This is a genomic window from uncultured Chitinophaga sp. (assembly GCF_902168175.1).
Classification (GTDB): Bacteria; Bacteroidota; Bacteroidia; order Chitinophagales; family Chitinophagaceae; genus Chitinophaga.
The window spans coordinates 294,915-311,200 of record NZ_CABHOU010000025.1; the positions used below are offsets into that span (position 1 = coordinate 294,915).

Consider the following 16,286-nt stretch of genomic DNA (forward strand, 5'->3'; position numbering starts at 1 on the left):
ACGTAATACACTACACGCTTACGAATACAGCCCCCCGTTTATGGAGAGCACCTCGCCTGTAATGTAGGAGGCGCCTTTGGAAGCGAAGAAGGCCACTGCTTCGGCTACTTCCTCGGGGGTACCAAACCTGCTCATAGGCACCTGCGCCGACAGTTCCTTCTCATTCAGCTCGGCCGTCATATCCGTACGGATAAAACCGGGAGCTACCGCATTAACGGTAATACCCCGCTTGGCCACTTCCTGGGCCAGGGCTTTGGTAGCACCAATGATACCGGCTTTGGCAGCGGAATAGTTTACCTGGCCGGGTGTTCCTTTAAGGCCCGACAAAGAAACCATGTTGATAATACGGCCGTAACGTTTAAGCAGCATGCCGTTCAGCACCTGCTTGGTTACATAATAAAAACCGTCAAGGCTGGGACCCAGTACATTACGCCACTGGTCCACGTTCATCCAGAACATCAGCACATCCTCACGAACACCGGCATTGTTTACCAGTACTTCAATATATTTCTCTTTATTACCTTCTACCCAGCCTCCAAGTACGCGCTGCACTTCTTCGGCATCGCCTACATTAAACTGCAGCAATTCGCCATCGCTGCCTTTGGCACGCACCGCTTCCAGTGTTTCGTTGGCGGCCGCTTTGTTTCCTTTATAATTAATCACCACATGGTATCCTAATTCTGCCATCTTGATGCAAACCGCTCTGCCAATACCCCTGGACCCTCCTGTAACTAATGCACACTTCATCGTGTAATGTTTATTGGTTTTATAACGCCCATTCTTCCCGGAGCAGCCTTTCGGCCCACCCCTTCCAGCTAAAATGCTCTATTTAAAAAATATGGACAGGTTCCGTTGCCATCAGGTATGCCTTTATGTTCTTCACATCATTAAACCTTGGCGCATCATCAATAAATTTAGGGAAAATTGCCCTTACCTCCTGATATATCTTGTGTGATGCCGGCGACAGTCTTTCCTGGCAATTCAGGTAGTCAATGGCCTGTAAAAGGGTCATCATCTGTACCGACAGTACTTCAAAAGTGTTCTCTATCACACGGTTAGCCATCATCGCCGAGTTACAGCCCATGCTCACAATATCCTGGTTATCATTATTGTTGGGGATGCTGTGTACGCTCATCGGGAACGAAAGGGTCTGGTTTTCGGCAACAGTAGAGGTAGCGGTAAACTGTACGCCCTGCATACCGAAGTTGAAGCCCAGTTTGCCCAGGTTCATGAACGGCGGGAACTTATGGTTCAGCTTATCGTTCATCAGGTAATTCAACTGGCGCTCCGAAAGCATGCTCAGTTTGGTGATCGCGATCTTCACCTTGTCCATTTCCAGGGAAATGTAGTCGCCATGGAAGTTACCGCCATGGAAAACGTTCTGCTGGTGATGATCTACAACCGGGTTGTCGCTCACGGAGTTCAACTCCTCCACTACTACGCGCTCGGCATGTACCAGGGTATCGTAAACCGGGCCCAGTACCTGTGGAACACAACGCAGGGAGTAGTACTCCTGCACCTTATCTTTAAATATCTCTTCTTCCAGTTCTTTGTACAGGTGATCCGGACGGTGACGTACCATTTTGCTGCCTTTCAGCACGTTACGCATGATTTCGGCCACTTTGTTCTGTCCCACGTGTTTCTTAACGGCGTTGAGTTCGGCACTCAGGTGATCGTCGAACGCTTCCACTACTTCATTAATAATGGCAGAAAGAACTGTACTCCAGGCCAATAGCTGTTTGGCGTACAGGATGTTCACCAGGCTAACGCCTGTCATAGCGGAAGTACCGTTAATTACCGCCAAACCTTCGCGCACATGCACCTGGATGGGTTTGAGGCCCAGTTTGGCAAATACGTCGGCCGATAACTGAATTTTATCTTCATACACCACTTCCCCTTCGCCTATGAGCGTGTGCGCCAGATGCGCGAGCTGTACAAGGTCGCCGGAAGCGCCTACACCGCCATGTTCGTATACACAAGGGTAGATATTGTGGTTAATCATATCTCTCAGCAGTTCTACCACCTCGGGGTGAATGCCGGAAAAGCCCTGCATAAAGCTGCTGAGGCGGGCAATCATTAAACCTTTGGTAACCAGTGGGGGCAAAATTTTGCCGGCGCCGGAACTGTGACTGCGGATAAGATTGTACTGGAGCTGGTGCGTATCCTCATCGCTGATGCGGTACTGGGCCATAGGACCAAAACCGGTATTAATACCGTAGATCAGCTTCTTAGCGGAAAATGTTTTCAGAAATTCGAAGTTTGCCTTCACGTTCGCTACCGCAGCAGCGTCCAGTTTCACCTCCGCTCCTGACAACACCTGCTGCACCTCGTTTAGAGAAAGCAGCTTACTTCCTATTACAACCATTATCTTAAATTAAATTATTTGATTATGTAAAAAAGTGATCAAAATTAGTATAAAGCCGGCTTTATCCCAGCACCTGGCTTAAAAATATTTTCCGGGGCACGCACTACGTCAATCCACTGAAGTACAGCAGATTCTACACAGCAGAGGTTAGTTATGCATGGCAACACAATTGCATTATAGTTAGTCTTCGTCTTCTGTTTCTGCAGGTATGTGAACCAGTATTTTATCTATCCGGTGCGCATCCATATCTACTATCTCGAACGTAAACTTGCGCCACTCGAACTTTTCGCCGGTATGCGGAATATGTTCAAGGTGATGGAGGATGAAACCTGCAAGCGTATCAAATTCCTGCTCAAATTCCGCCATCCAGTCTTCTTTATCAAACTCACTGAGGAAGTCGTAGAACGGAATTTGTGCATCCACGAGGTACGAGCCGTCTTCACGGCGCAGCATCGTGTAATCGTCCTGGCCGGTTTCGGGCATGTCGCCCACAATTGCTTCCAGGATGTCGTTAAGGGTGATCATCCCGAGGAAAGTACCATACTCGTCTACAATGAAAGCGGCGTGTATCTGGGTTTCCTTGAACTTTTCGAGTACCTGGTAAGCAGAGTTGTTATCGGGGATAAAGAGGGGTTTCTTCATCACATCCTTCAACTGCGCGCCTTTACCGGCGGCATACAGGTCCTTAATATTGATGAGGCCCTTCACGCTGTCTATTTGCCCATGACAAACGGGGTAAATAGAATGCGGGCTGGATTTAATCTTCAGTTGATAACTCTCCGCCGGTTCTTCGATATCGAGCCAGATAATATCCGTACGGTGCGACATCAGCGAGGTAATGTTACGGTCGCCGAGGTGAAACACACGTTCTATAATTTCCTGCTCTGTTTCTTCGATCGCGCCCGAATTAGTGCCCTCGTTAATGATGGCCTTAATTTCCTCCTCCGTTACCAGGCTGTCGCTACTGGCAGTTTTCAGGTTAAAGAACTTTACCAGTACGTTGCTCGATTTACTGAGCAGCCATATAAAGGGAAAGGTAACGCGGGAAAGGAAATTCATGGGCTGGGCCATCGCCTTGGCGATGGCTTCGGGGCGGGCCAATCCGATTCGTTTAGGCACCAGTTCGCCCAACACTAACGACAGGTAGGTGATGATGATCACGATTACCGAAGTAGCGATGGCGCTGCTGTAAGCCTGAAGAGAGGGAATGTTGTTGAACACAAAGGCCTGAACGTCTGCCTTCAGTTTTTCACCGGAGTACAAACCGGTTAAGATACCGATGAGCGTAATGCCAATCTGGACCGTGGATAGGAATGTATCCGGGTTATTTGCGAGTTTTAGAGCTGCTCTAGCTTTTTCGTCCCCTTTGTTTGCCGCGTTTTCGAGCCTGGCCTTGCGCGCAGAAACCAGTGCTATCTCCGACATAGAGAATATTCCATTCAACAAAATGAGGACGAGGATAATGACGACTTCCATAATACAAGCCTAAAAATAAAGAATTATTCAAATATTAGCGTAAGAAATGCGAGTAATAACCCAAATGTAATAGCTACCACCTTTCTTTTGCTCAGTTCATGGTGTTTGGTGCCACTCTCGTAAAATATGGTAGTGGAAATATGCAGGAAGGCACCCACTACCAGCGCCACCATATAAATTAAGGACTTTGTAACCACCTGAAAATGACTGCCCAGCTGAGCCGCCAGTATTGCGGAAACCGGTGTTACACAGGCAAATATGATCAGTATCCGCCAAAGTTTAGCCCTGGGCTGATGCGCATGCATCATTACCGTAATAAGGGTCAGGGCTTCCGGCACTTTATGCGCCATCACCCCCATCATCAGCGAAGGCAGGGCCGACTGATCGGTATAATTGAATCCCAGTGGAATACCTTCCATAAATGCGTGCAGCGACAAACCGACCAGCAGCGGGAAAATAGCAACATGGTGATGATCGCCCGACGGCAAATGGGTATGACCATGTTCCATGCCATGCGATAACTGTTGCAGCGCTACCTGCAGGAAAAAGCCCAGCACAATGTAAATGCCCGCCTCATGACCCAGCTCGTGGTACACTTCGGGCAGCAGGTGCATGATGGTGATGCCGAACAGGAAGGCGCCCGTAAACGCCAGCATGTAAATGGGCAGGTTAGGACGCAGGTTGCGTACCAGCATGGGTATCATGCCGCCAAACACTGTTGCGATCAAAATGAGTATTAAATATATCCAGTTCATGTTGTCTGCTCCTGTTCAGGTTCCGGATCGGGTTCCAGCCTTATTCTGCGCTGGAAAAATCCGCCGCTTAAAATGCCTATCATCATGCCCAGCACCGCGCCGCCCACAATATCCAGCGGAAAGTGTACGCCTACGTATACCTGCGAATAACAGATAATGGCTGCCCAGAAAAAGAACAGCCAGGCATACCCGCGAAATACCCCTCTAAGCGTGATAAAGCAAAAAGTAGCCAGCGCAAAGTGGTTGGCGGCATGGGATGATGTAAAACTGCCGCTGCGTGGATAATAACCCACCAACACCCTTACGTACGGCGAAAGTACCGGATCGTTAAACGGCCGCAGGCGACCTACCGCTGATTTAAGAAACCCACTGGTTTGATCGGCGATGGCGAACGACACGATAAAAAACACGATCCAGAAAAATCCTTTCCAGCCAAAGTTGTAAACGGCAAACACAATCAGGAACAGGTACAGCGGTGCCCATACATAGGGCTCCCGCAGCCATGGCAGTATCGCGTCCAGGAAAGGACTGGTCCACTGACCATTGATATTAAAAAAGAGCCGGAGGTCGAATCTTAAAAGGCTTTCCATATTATTGTTTTGTGGCAACAATGATCAACCTGGTCGAGTGTTGCTCATGAAACGGGTTAAAGTGGTAATCCCCGAATATATCGTTGATCTGTAAACCCTGCCGGGCAAACATCACTTCAAAATCTGCTTTGCTAAAGGCGTTTACGCTCTCGGTAAACGACAGGCGCAGCAGCCGTTTCTTATCCAGTATATTAATCTCTTTGAGAAATTTTTTATCCTGCATTTCGCGGTGAATATCAAATACTACCTCGTCCTTCTCTTTCACTTCGCTGGCTACCAGGTGACTGGCCACGTAATGGCTGTTCAGGTAATCGAGCACCAGCCGGCCGCCGGGTTTAAGGGCGTTTTTGATGGTGCGCAGCGCATTATCGTTTTCGCGCTGGGTGTCGAAATAACCAAAGCTGGTGAAAAAGTTAAAGGCCACGTCGAAGTAATTGATCACGAAAGGCAGGCGCATATCGTGCTGGTAAAAACTCAGGTGGTCGTTTTCCAGCTTGCGGGCTATTACAATACTTTCTTCTGAAAGGTCGATCCCGGTTACGGTATATCCCTTGTCGGCCAGGTATTTTGCATGCCTGCCGCGGCCACAGGCCACGTCGAGCATTAGCGCGTCGGGCACAGGGCGTAAGTATCCCAGCAGCTTGTCGATAAACGAAGCGGCTTCCTTTTCATCCCGGTTGTTATACAACAGGTGATAGTAAGGTGAATTGAACCAGTCTTTAAACCAATGCTTTGCTGCTTCCATATCCATAACGGGGGGCAGCTCCTCCTCGAATGCTATCACCCCTTTTTATTATTAAACATCAAATATCGTGTGCTTTCGTAAAAGCCGCGCGTTAAGTTATCCATTTTCCTTGCAGTGTCCACATTCTCCTTTTTCACATCTTTCAGCGGATCGGCCGACAAATCGAATAAGGCGGTTTCGCCAGTTTCCGGATTTATCTCATAAAGATAACGTTCTCCGATGAGGGCGTGATAAGGCTGGAGGTTTTTATTATATACCATAAAGGCGTACCGGTCATGACGGCTGCTATCCAGCAGGTTTTCGCCTAATGTGTAGTTTTTTACGGGCATACCCACCAGCGAGGCCACTGTAGGGTACACATCTACCAGGCTGCCCACTGCTTTAATACGTTCCGGGGCAACATGGCCGGGATTATAAATGATCAGCGGCACATGGTGGCCACCTGTCGCCATTTCCACTTCGGGCTTTTCCATAAAGTGGTAAGGGTTGAGCTTGATGTTATGATCACCGAAAAACAGGAATACGGTATTTTCAAGATACCCATCTTCCTTCGCTTTCTTCATCAGGTGCCCGATATTATAGTCCAGGTAACGGATACCGTTAAACTGATCTACAGACAAAAAGCCGGATTGTTTGAATTTGGCCATGTCTATATCTTTCTCGGTTACACGTTTGAAGTCGCCCGCACCAGGCGTGGTGGTAAAGGGTTCGTGATTATCAGCCGTCTGGAGAAAGGCTATGAACGGTTGTTTGCGGTCGTTAGCCGCCTTAAATATCGCGCTGGACTCGGTGATAAGGTCGTAATCGGATACGCCCCAAACATCGGCCTTGGGTGATTTGAAATAACCTTCCTCGAAAATCCTGATGCCCTCCACATTATTGGTAAACACCGCCCGGATGTTGGCCCAGTTGGTATTGCCACCCAGCAGGTAGTACTTCTCATACCCCGTAAACTGGTCCATAATCACCCGCTGATCCACGATATTAGGGTGGCGGGAGGCGGTTTTATTATTACATACGTCTGGCAAACCGGTGGTAATACCGAACACCGAACGCGCCGTACTCATTACCGGGATGTAGAAGTTCTCGAAAAGTATCCCGCTGTCGGCCACGGCCTGTAAGTTAGGCGTAGGCATCATGGGGTTATTGAACATGCTGGTGATGGAAGCGCCTGTGGACTCCATCATCACTATAATTACGTTAAGCCTGGGTTTACTGCTATCAGCCGGAATGTTGCGTACGAAGTTGAGTTTCAGACTGTCGGGCTGCTGTATACGCAGGTAATCGGCCATATAAGGATACACCCGGCGTGTTTTTTCCAGGTCGTACGTATCGTCGTGGGAACTGAAGTTGGAAAAAAAGTACAGTACCGGGTTGAGGGCCAGGCTGGTAATACCATTATCGCGGGTGAACATGGCCTGGCTCCAGCGGAGGGGGAACCATGCGAAGTTGCCGTAAATACCCGCGGCGAAAAGTAATATCATACTTAAGATCCAGGCAACCAGAGCGCCACTGCGGGTTTGGCGGCCTTCCTGCCCGGCATGATAATAAAATATGCGGCGGTACAGGAAAATAACACAGGCCATTAATATAATAATACCAATCGTTCCTTTAATTACAGGATAACTCTGCCAAACCATCCTGGCATTATCGGCTTTTTCGCCGGAAGCCAGGAAACGCGTGATAGAGGGATCGACGCGCAGGCCCAGGTAAGCATAATGGCCCAGGTCGATGGCGTAAAAGAAGATGAGCAGCAGGTACACCAGGAAAAGATAGATAAAGTTGATGCGCTTTAATATACGGTTGGCAAACAGGTGGTTACGGGCCATTACGGCAATGAGGGCCAGGGGGGCCATAATAACCAGCGCCAGGCGTAAATCGAACTTCAGGCCCAGGTACCAGGCTTTGGCAACGGAAGAAGTGGCAGCAACGGCAGGTTTGAAGAAAAAGAAGTAGAAAATAACCCTAAAAAGGACCAGGAACAGGAACAATGTCAACGACTGAACAATGATATAGCGGATGTACCTGGGAATGCGGAGCCAAATGTCCTTCATTTTAATAGTTGAGCTGTTTATTTTTTAGCTAAGCTGCAAATATATGCGAAAAATGCACACCATGGCGGGGTTGCTAAATACCTGCTAATCAATTCTAGGTTTTCTGATGGCGTTTTGTTTATCTTTGCCTTCCTAAAAAAATCCAACAAATTTGGCACTGATCAAATCTATCTCTGGCATTCGCGGAACAATTGGCGGTAAACCGGGCGAGGGACTTTCACCCCTGGATGTGGTGAAATTCACTGCGGCCTATGGTACCTGGTTGCTCCGTCAGAACAGTGAAAACAAAAAAGTGGTAATCGGCCGGGATGGACGTATTTCCGGGGAAATGGTGACAAACCTCGTTTCCTCCACCCTCATCGGATTGGGTATAGATGTGGTAGACCTGGGTCTTTCCACCACCCCTACCGTGGAAATTGCCGTTACCATGGAACAGGCAGCGGGTGGTATCATCCTCACTGCCAGCCACAACCCTAAAGAATGGAACGCCCTGAAGCTGCTGAACAGCGCAGGCGAGTTCATTTCAGGGGAAGATGGCGCTACCCTGCTTGAAATTGCAGCTAACGAAGACTTTGTTTTCGCTGACGTAAACAAGCTCGGTACCTATAAAACTGACGACACTTACCTTCAGAAACACATCGACGCGGTAGTTAACTACCCGCTGGTGGACGTTGCCGCTATTAAAGCACGCAACTTTAAGATCGTGGTAGATGCGGTAAACTCTACAGGCGCTATTTTCGTTCCCGCCCTGCTGAAAGCACTGGGTGTAGACGATGTGATCGTACTGTTCGGCGAAGTAAATGGCAAATTCAGCCACAACCCTGAGCCACTGCCTGAAAACCTGACCGCGCTCTCTAACGAGGTAGACAAATCCAAAGCGGATTTCGGTATAGCTGTAGATCCTGACGTAGACCGCCTCTGCTTCGTTTGTGAAGACGGTGGCATGTTTGGCGAAGAGTATACCCTGGTAGCGGTAGCCGATTATATCCTGAAACACAGGAAAGGTAACACCGTTAGTAACCTCTCTTCTACCCAGGCCCTAAAGGACGTAACCCTCAAACATGGCGGTGCTTACTACCCTTCTGCAGTAGGTGAAGTGAACGTGGTACGTAAAATGAAAGAAGTGAACGCGGTGATCGGCGGCGAAGGCAACGGCGGCATCATTGTTCCCGACTTCCACTACGGCCGCGACGCCCTTATCGGTATTGGCCTGTTCCTTAGCCACATGGCTACGCTGCAGAAAAACATGAAGGCGATCCGTAACTCTTACCCCGACTATTTCATTTCTAAGAATAAAATAGAGCTGGACAAGGGCATCGACGTGAAAACGATCTTCGAAAAAATTAAAGGCAAGTACAAAAACCAGCCTATCAATACGGAAGATGGACTGAAAATCGAGTTCGACAAAGACTGGGTGCATTTGCGCACATCTAACACCGAGCCGATCATCCGCATCTATTCCGAGAGCCAGAACGAAACTACCGCCGATAATATCGCCAAGCGTATTATGCAGGACATCAGGGAGTTCATGCTCTAAGGCCTGTTTGAGAAAATATTTGATGTGTACCGGCCCGGATCTTATTCCGGGCCGGTATTTTTTTGTCAGGATAATATCATTTTGTTCCGCCTGCTTACTACCGTTGAAGGGAGTGACACAACGGCGGCCCAATAGAATTGCTGCCGCCTGCCTCCCCCATCTCCCCATTTCCCTACCGTTGTTCCTTTTTCCGTTTTACATTCTCCCCTTTTTTTGGGAAATTTGCTTCGCTTTAAGGAGCGCCATTATAATTTATATCAAAAACCACCACCACCTTGGAAAGAATTTATTTTGACAACGCAGCTACCACTCCGCTGGATAAAGAGGTATTGGACGTGATGCTGCCGTACATGACAGAAAAGTTCGGGAACCCTTCCTCCATCTACTCTTACGGACGCGAATCTAAACTGGGTATTGAAACTGCGCGTAAAAGCGTGGCTAAGATCCTTAACGCGCACCCGGGAGAGATCTTTTTTACCTCCGGGGGTACCGAAAGCAGCAACACTGCTATTTCTGCGGCCGTTCACAACCTCGGCTGCCGCCACATTATCACCTCTCCCATTGAGCACCATGCCACCCTGCACGCTACAGATCACCTGCACTGCAAAGAAGGCATTAAGCTCTCCCACGTTAAACTGCTGCCTAACGGGCACGTAGATATGGACGACCTCCGCAGCCTGCTCGCCAATTCGGAAGAACGCTGCCTGGTTACCCTGATGCACGCCAACAACGAAATCGGCAACCTGCTGGATATTCATGCCGTTGGCCACCTCTGCAACGAGTTTAACGCCATTTTCCACTCTGATACCGTGCAAACCGTTGGTCACTACCCGTTCGACCTCCGCAACACACCGGTACACTTCATTAACGGCGCCGGCCACAAATTCCACGGACCTAAAGGTGTTGGCATCCTCTATATCAACGAGAATGTTAAAATCGATCCGTTTATCCATGGCGGTTCGCAGGAACGTAACATGCGCGCAGGTACCGAAAACCTGTATGGCATTGTTGGTTTTGCCAAAGCACTGGAACTGGCTACTACGCACCACGAAGAACACAGCACGTACATTAACAGCATCCGTATGTACATGGCTGAGCAGCTGCAGCAACACATTCCCGGCGTTACGTTCAACGGCGACCTGTTTGGCCGCAGCCTGTACACGGTACTCAACGCAGCTTTCCCTAAATCAGAGAAAACCGAGATGATCCTGTTTAACATGGACATTAACGGTATTTGCGCTTCGGGCGGCAGTGCCTGCACTTCCGGTGCCGACGCAGGTTCTCACGTAATCAGGGGGATCAACAACGATCCTAATAAGATCGCGGTGAGGTTCTCTTTCTCTAAACAGAATACAAAAGAGGAAGTAGATAAAGTGATAGCGAAACTGAAGGAGCTGATGTAGTTCTTTCCTCGAAAATATAAAGAAAGCCGTCCCGAGGGGCGGCTTTCCTGTTTTAAAAAACCTTGCCATTACCTGGCAAGGCTCAACTGTTTTGCGGGGGTATAAGGGGTAAGGAAATGTTAGTGTACCGGAATCAGGTCGGTGTTTTCTAAAGGGATCCATTTGTTTACCTGGTCGACTTTGGTTTCGATCACGTTTAATCGTTCGCGAATTTCCTCCAATCCTCTGTCAGTATTATCGAACCTGTGATCGATGACCTCCAGTTGGTGATCTGTTGAATCGAATCTGCGCCCGATGATCTCAAACTTAGGCCCCATCTCTTCCAATTTGCGATCAGACAAATCGAACCTGTTGGCCATCACCTCGAACTTGCGATCAACGTCCCTAAACTTGCTGTCCATTTTGCCTTCCAGTACTTTGAACTTCGTATCCATCTTGTGTTCCAAAGCCATAAATCGATTATCCATCGCCACTACCTTTGTTAGAATCTCCTGTAACATATGTGTTTCTGACATAAGCGAAATTGATTTTAACAAAAGTAGCGAAGTGTTTGAAAGTCAATCAAGCTTTATGCGCGTGTTGGTGGCAATTTGTGTTGATGTAGATTCTAACACAATAGACCAGATGCTGTTCTTCTATTTAAAATGGTATTAGACACCTAACTTATCTAACAAAAATCTTTTTATCCAAATAGGTAGATCACTAAACCCGTAAAATAGATCAACAGTGGAACCATCCGTAATTTCTCCTATCAACCTATATCGACTGTTTAGTGAATTATCAATCAGGTAGCAACGATTAACATAGGGAAGCATATCATAAAGCAGGTCCATCGACTTCTCATACCGCTCCCGTATCTTATCCTCGGCTACAGGATGCCCACCCTTTTTTACCCGTTCAGAAACACGGTTAATGTTAATTTCTACAGAAACTGTACCTACGAAATACAGATAAGTTCGATAACCTGCGCTCAACGCATCTTTAAATATTTGCAACTTGGAAGAATGCGACATTACCGTTTCAAATGAGAACGTACTTCCCTTTGCTAAAAGAAGCCGCCGTATATACTCCGATATAATAGCCGCTTCATACGAGTTGCTTCCTTCACCAATGAGAATATTATTATTTGAAAACTGGAGATCAATTTTATAACCTTCGGTCACTGCCTTTTGTAACAGGGTGGAATTATGCAGATATTGGTCAAACTCCTGGGATGTAGACTCTAGATCGTAATCAGCCAGATTTAAAAATTTCCTTTCCGCTACGGTTTTCTCGATGTCATCAGCATTTATATAGAGTCCCGTATCAATCGCACGTTTTCGAACTTCCTTAATAATAGAACTTTTACCGGAGCCGTTGGGCCCTCCGAAAACACGCATTCGTTTTGTATTGCTACCTTTTGACATTAACAGTGATGCCCTTTTTAAAGGTTAAATCATGTTTAATATCCTCGGGTTCCTCTACCTTTTTAATGCGTACAATACTTTTATCCGCCAATCTCCTAACTACCCATCCATCTTCAAAATAGGTAATCGGCAGTCCAAGCGCCAGATTTTCGTTAACTGCATTGGTTGCTGCATGGCGTCCGGCTTCTTCTAAAAAAGACGTGTTATTACTATCCTCATAGTAGCTCAGACTCTCCCATTCATTTTCTAAATGCTGTTTGATATGTTGGGTTATTTCCTTCGCCTTTCTTCTCATCGCACCTTGTATGATCTGGGTGATAAATTAATACTCATTACCATATGAAGATACGGTATTTTTCGAGTCTGAAAAAATCGTCAGGAATTCTTCGTAATCAACTCATAAAACTTATCCCTGTACCCCTCGCTAATCGGTATATACTGGTTCGCTATCACTACAGAATTCTTCTCCACGGAATTGATCTTATCGAGCGATACTAGGTACGAACGGTGTACCCGGATGAACTTATCCCTGGGCAGGCGCGATTCGAAGGATTTGAGGCTCTTAAGCGTTAATACGGGCTGGTTGCGTGTATAGATCTTGATGTAATCTTTCAGCGCTTCTATGTAAAGGATATCTTCAAAATTAACTTTTATGATTTTGTACTCTGTTTTTACAAAAATGTAATCTGCGGATGCTGCCAGTTCGCCACCACTTTTTTGCTGCACGCTCAAATACTCGTACACTTTGGTAACGGCTTTCATGAAACGCTCGAAAGGGATGGGCTTTAACAGGTAGTCGACGATGTCGAGGTTAAAGCCATCGAGCGCATACTCCTGGTAAGCAGTGGTGAAAATAACGGCGGGCGGATTTTTAAGCGCCTTCAGGAATTGAATGCCGTTGATATCGGGCATCTTGATGTCCAGAAAAAGGAGGTCTACCTGCTCTTCCTGCAGGTAGCGGAGGGCCAGTGCGGCGTCCTCGAATTTCGTTAGCTGCATGGGGAAAGGAACTTTGCGGGCAAAGTCCTCTATGATCTCCAGCGCCAGTGGTTCATCGTCAACTGCGATACACTTCATCATGGTTCAGCACAATTTTTAAGTCAGCAATAAATTCGTTTCCGTTTTCTTTTACAGTTATTTCATGGGCGCCTGCATACATCATATCGAGGCGCTTTAATGCATTTGTTAGTCCTACGCCGCCTGCCTCATCCGGCTTCTGCCGGATGATTTTGTTGCGTACCAGCATGTTCAGGGACCCGTTGTTTATAACCAGTTGAATGATAATGTAAGCTTCTTCGGAATAACTGATACCATGCTTAAAAGCATTCTCCACAAACGGGATCAGCAGCATGGGTGCTATTTGCAATGTTCCGGCGTCGCCCGCCACGGTATAATCTACCGTAATCGATTTTGGCAAACGCAGTTTCTGTATGTCAATATAATCGTGCAGGTAACGCAGTTCGTTTGCCAGTAGCACTTTGTCTTCGTTGGCCTGGTAAATCATGTAACGTAGTATCGTCGACAATTTAACCAGGGCATGTTCGGTTTCGGGTGACTTTTTATGCGCCAGGGAGTATATCGTATTCAGACAATTAAATAAAAAGTGCGGGTTGATCTGGTTCTTCAGGAATTTCAGTTCTGCATTAAGATTAGCCACCTTCAACGCTTCGCGCTGTTTCTCGCTTTTAAACCATTCAATGCCTATTTTAATAAAGCCGCTCATGAACAGCATCAGTAAGGTGAACATCACTGTACGCCGCAATACCTGCGGAATAATAAAATCGCGGAACACATTATCCTCTGGCGGAAATGGCCGCGCCAGTATCGCCGAATCCGACATACCCCGCACACGCATTGCCCTCCGGGATTCGAAGTGACGTACTCTGCGTGAAGTGTCAAATTCATCGAACCGTGTGTGCATCACTTCATCCGGCCCCCCCTGCGTACGGTACACCACTCTTCTTCCATCGCTGCTGGCAATAGCCAAACCTATATGCGGCCGCTTCATCATATCTCCCATGAACTGGTACTCTATAATTGCCTGCTGCAAAGTAATTACAACGATCAGCAACAGTACGGAAGCAATGTATAAACTGATCTTCTTTAAGGTAAAGAACCGCGGTATCAGTACATACATATTAAGATAGAAAAGCCCTATCAACACTAATGTGTTTACGATCTCCTTATAGAAAAAGGAATAGTCGCTCACCTGTATGCGGTAAGCAAAAAACGGGAACATAAAAAAGCAGAGCCATGCAATAATATGCAATACGACGACGACCAGCTTGTTCCTGAAAATGTGCTTAATTGGCTTCATGAAATTAATCGCGTAAACTTAGCCTGAAATGGGTTAAGTTCTTGTTAAAAAGCGCCCCTGTACATCCTTATGCGGTTAACTAAAAGTTAAAGTTATTGCATTGATCAGCAGGGAGTTAATTAAACGTTAAATACTGTTACACGCATGTTAACACACGCATGTAACAGTATTTAGTCAGGTCAAATAATATATAAGCTAGTGCTGTATCTGCAATGCTGCAAGCTCGGCTTTGGATATGGCCGGCGACTGGTGCTGCATCAGTTTTTTCACGATGAGATCGCCCACACGAATGGCGTCTTCTTTCGAGGAGAAGGGCTGCTTTCCTTCCAGTACAGGGATTCTGTCCTGGCTGATATAGGTTTTACCGCCTGCATTGATCTTATAACCCCAGCCACCTGCGGTTTCAAAAGGTACTACTTCGAGTTGTACCATGCCCGCAGGATGATGGTGGGTAGCGGTAGAAGATGTAAAAAACACTTTCGCTACGGTGAAAAGTAAGAGCGTACCAATGGTAAGCGCCACTATCCACTTTGTGATGGACTTTGGCTTAGTCATTTTCATTGTAGGTTGCGGTTGGATCAAACTCCCACAGATCTTCGAAAGGCAGGCTGGCACTGTTACCCAGGCCTACATATCCCCTGTTATTAATACTGAATGCAATAGCACCGCTACGGGCTAATCCCTCAAAGCTGCGCTTCTGGTCCCACACGTCATTAATCGGATCGTACTCCCAAACATTGGTGGTTAAACCGCTTTTGGAACCGGTGGCAATGTATCCCTTGTTGTTCATTACGAAAGCCACACCGTTGCTGGACACCATATCGTAATCGTTATCGTAATCTTCATCACTTACGTTAGATATCTTACGCTTTTCTGTCCATTTATTGGCAGCAGTACTGGCAGGATCGAACATGTACATGTCGTTTACGCTTAACGTTTGACCGGTGTTGGGGTTGGAACCCGTTACCACATACGCTTTATCGTTAATTACGAAAGCAACCGCATCGGAACGTTTGTTGCCGCTGAACGATTCTTCTTTGCTCCACGACTGTGATGCAGGATCAAAAGAATAGAAGTCTTTCAGGTAGTTACCATCATAACCGCAGGTTACATAACCTTTGCCTGCAACACCGAAGGCGGTAGCGCTGTAACGTGCAGTGCCAGCGAATGGAACACCCGGCTCCCACTTATCGGTAGCTGGTGTATATACCCAGGTATCGTTCAGTTTATTTACGCCATCGTAACCGGTGGTTACATAACCAAGGCCATTTACAGCAAAGGCTACTGCGCTGTTACGGGCTGCGCCTGGCAAATCGGCTACCTGTGTCCAGGAATTGGAGGTCTGATCGTAATACCAGAAATCTTTCAGCCTGTTGGTGCCGTCGTAACCGGTACCTATATAAGCCTTATTATCTATTACGAACGAAACGGCTTCTCCCCGGGCTACCCCTTCGAGTGAGGAACGGCTGATCCAGTTCCCAATCTCTTCCGTATCATCGTCTTTGGAGCAGGAGGCAAGAAATACGCCGGCTGCCAGCAGAACCCAGGAATGTCTAACATTGAACATAAGCAATTACAGTTTTTAACAGCGCCAAAATTATCCGGGGAACTGTTAGGGTGGATATAAAATAGACGGAA

The 16,286-nt window shown here is 47.2% G+C and carries 16 protein-coding genes; 2 read left to right on the forward strand and 14 right to left on the reverse strand.

What is annotated here, in order from left to right; genetic code table 11:
• Window positions 1–18: 18 nt before the first annotated feature.
• From fabG to QZT80_RS04645, 7 genes are all read right to left on the reverse strand, one after another.
• Window positions 19–747: a 3-oxoacyl-ACP reductase FabG gene (gene fabG, locus QZT80_RS04615; protein ID WP_295118339.1), complete on the reverse strand. Its 729-nt coding sequence runs from the start codon at window positions 745–747 to the stop codon at window positions 19–21.
• Window positions 748–829: 82 nt separating this feature from the next.
• On the reverse strand, window positions 830–2,365 hold the full coding sequence (gene hutH / locus QZT80_RS04620) for a histidine ammonia-lyase (protein WP_295118342.1): 1,536 nt from the start codon (window positions 2,363–2,365) through the stop codon (window positions 830–832).
• Between the two features lie 180 nt (window positions 2,366–2,545).
• The gene (locus tag QZT80_RS04625) at window positions 2,546–3,841 is read right to left on the reverse strand and encodes a hemolysin family protein (RefSeq protein WP_295118345.1); all 1,296 of its coding nucleotides are present in this window, start codon (window positions 3,839–3,841) and stop codon (window positions 2,546–2,548) included.
• A gap of 23 nt (window positions 3,842–3,864) precedes the next feature.
• Complete coding sequence (locus QZT80_RS04630; protein WP_295118348.1) at window positions 3,865–4,596, reverse strand: ZIP family metal transporter; 732 nt, start codon at window positions 4,594–4,596, stop codon at window positions 3,865–3,867.
• Complete coding sequence (locus QZT80_RS04635) at window positions 4,593–5,186, reverse strand: phosphatase PAP2 family protein (RefSeq protein ID WP_295118351.1); 594 nt, start codon at window positions 5,184–5,186, stop codon at window positions 4,593–4,595. The genes QZT80_RS04630 and QZT80_RS04635 overlap by 4 nt, the downstream gene beginning before the upstream one ends.
• Window position 5,187: 1 nt before the next feature.
• Window positions 5,188–5,970 (reverse strand): class I SAM-dependent methyltransferase, encoded by a 783-nt coding sequence (locus QZT80_RS04640; protein WP_295118354.1) that lies wholly within the window; start codon window positions 5,968–5,970, stop codon window positions 5,188–5,190.
• On the reverse strand, window positions 5,967–7,985 hold the full coding sequence (locus tag QZT80_RS04645) for an LTA synthase family protein (RefSeq protein ID WP_295118357.1): 2,019 nt from the start codon (window positions 7,983–7,985) through the stop codon (window positions 5,967–5,969). The genes QZT80_RS04640 and QZT80_RS04645 overlap by 4 nt, the downstream gene beginning before the upstream one ends.
• 151 nt (window positions 7,986–8,136) lie before the next feature.
• Between QZT80_RS04645 and glmM the strand changes: the two genes are divergently transcribed.
• Both glmM and QZT80_RS04655 read left to right on the forward strand, forming a co-directional pair.
• On the forward strand, window positions 8,137–9,522 hold the full coding sequence (glmM, locus tag QZT80_RS04650) for a phosphoglucosamine mutase (protein ID WP_295118359.1): 1,386 nt from the start codon (window positions 8,137–8,139) through the stop codon (window positions 9,520–9,522).
• A 275-nt stretch (window positions 9,523–9,797) separates the two neighbouring features.
• Window positions 9,798–10,925, forward strand: coding sequence for a cysteine desulfurase family protein (locus QZT80_RS04655; RefSeq protein ID WP_295118361.1), 1,128 nt, complete (start codon window positions 9,798–9,800; stop codon window positions 10,923–10,925).
• A gap of 119 nt (window positions 10,926–11,044) precedes the next feature.
• On the opposite strand, the gene QZT80_RS04660 is transcribed toward QZT80_RS04655, so the two are convergent.
• The 7 genes from QZT80_RS04660 to QZT80_RS04690 form a co-directional block, all read right to left on the reverse strand.
• Entirely contained in the window at window positions 11,045–11,440 is a 396-nt protein-coding gene (locus QZT80_RS04660) for a hypothetical protein (protein WP_295118364.1), read from the reverse strand.
• A 135-nt stretch (window positions 11,441–11,575) separates the two neighbouring features.
• Window positions 11,576–12,331: a hypothetical protein gene (locus QZT80_RS04665; protein WP_295118366.1), complete on the reverse strand. Its 756-nt coding sequence runs from the start codon at window positions 12,329–12,331 to the stop codon at window positions 11,576–11,578.
• The gene (locus QZT80_RS04670; protein ID WP_295118368.1) at window positions 12,318–12,626 is read right to left on the reverse strand and encodes a hypothetical protein; all 309 of its coding nucleotides are present in this window, start codon (window positions 12,624–12,626) and stop codon (window positions 12,318–12,320) included. Before QZT80_RS04670 ends, QZT80_RS04665 begins: the two co-directional genes overlap by 14 nt.
• An 80-nt stretch (window positions 12,627–12,706) precedes the next feature.
• A complete protein-coding gene (locus QZT80_RS04675) occupies window positions 12,707–13,411 on the reverse strand; it encodes a LytTR family DNA-binding domain-containing protein (protein ID WP_295118370.1) in 705 nt (234 codons plus the stop codon).
• On the reverse strand, window positions 13,389–14,648 hold the full coding sequence (locus QZT80_RS04680; RefSeq protein WP_295118373.1) for a sensor histidine kinase: 1,260 nt from the start codon (window positions 14,646–14,648) through the stop codon (window positions 13,389–13,391). The genes QZT80_RS04675 and QZT80_RS04680 overlap by 23 nt, the downstream gene beginning before the upstream one ends.
• Window positions 14,649–14,843: 195 nt before the next feature.
• Window positions 14,844–15,203 carry a DUF4907 domain-containing protein gene (locus QZT80_RS04685; RefSeq protein WP_295118376.1) on the reverse strand — a complete coding sequence of 120 codons (360 nt, stop codon included), beginning with the start codon at window positions 15,201–15,203 and terminating at the stop codon, window positions 14,844–14,846.
• On the reverse strand, window positions 15,196–16,215 hold the full coding sequence (locus QZT80_RS04690; protein WP_295118379.1) for a kelch repeat-containing protein: 1,020 nt from the start codon (window positions 16,213–16,215) through the stop codon (window positions 15,196–15,198). The genes QZT80_RS04685 and QZT80_RS04690 overlap by 8 nt, the downstream gene beginning before the upstream one ends.
• Window positions 16,216–16,286 lie beyond the last annotated feature (71 nt).

Bases quoted from the DNA above. Each gene is read 5' to 3' on its own strand.
- hutH (WP_295118342.1), bottom strand. From the start codon at position 2,365: ATGGTTGTAATAGGAAGTAAGCTGCTTTCTCTAAACGAGGTGCAGCAG.
- QZT80_RS04660 (WP_295118364.1), bottom strand. From the start codon at position 11,440: ATGTCAGAAACACATATGTTACAGGAGATTCTAACAAAGGTAGTGGCG.
- QZT80_RS04685 (WP_295118376.1), bottom strand. From the start codon at position 15,203: ATGACTAAGCCAAAGTCCATCACAAAGTGGATAGTGGCGCTTACCATT.
- QZT80_RS04680 (WP_295118373.1), bottom strand. From the start codon at position 14,648: ATGAAGCCAATTAAGCACATTTTCAGGAACAAGCTGGTCGTCGTCGTA.
- QZT80_RS04625 (WP_295118345.1), bottom strand. From the start codon at position 3,841: ATGGAAGTCGTCATTATCCTCGTCCTCATTTTGTTGAATGGAATATTC.
- QZT80_RS04690 (WP_295118379.1), bottom strand. From the start codon at position 16,215: ATGTTCAATGTTAGACATTCCTGGGTTCTGCTGGCAGCCGGCGTATTT.
- QZT80_RS04665 (WP_295118366.1), bottom strand. From the start codon at position 12,331: ATGTCAAAAGGTAGCAATACAAAACGAATGCGTGTTTTCGGAGGGCCC.
- fabG (WP_295118339.1), bottom strand. From the start codon at position 747: ATGAAGTGTGCATTAGTTACAGGAGGGTCCAGGGGTATTGGCAGAGCG.
- QZT80_RS04630 (WP_295118348.1), bottom strand. From the start codon at position 4,596: ATGAACTGGATATATTTAATACTCATTTTGATCGCAACAGTGTTTGGC.
- QZT80_RS04675 (WP_295118370.1), bottom strand. From the start codon at position 13,411: ATGATGAAGTGTATCGCAGTTGACGATGAACCACTGGCGCTGGAGATC.
- QZT80_RS04670 (WP_295118368.1), bottom strand. From the start codon at position 12,626: ATGAGAAGAAAGGCGAAGGAAATAACCCAACATATCAAACAGCATTTA.
- QZT80_RS04645 (WP_295118357.1), bottom strand. From the start codon at position 7,985: ATGAAGGACATTTGGCTCCGCATTCCCAGGTACATCCGCTATATCATT.
- QZT80_RS04635 (WP_295118351.1), bottom strand. From the start codon at position 5,186: ATGGAAAGCCTTTTAAGATTCGACCTCCGGCTCTTTTTTAATATCAAT.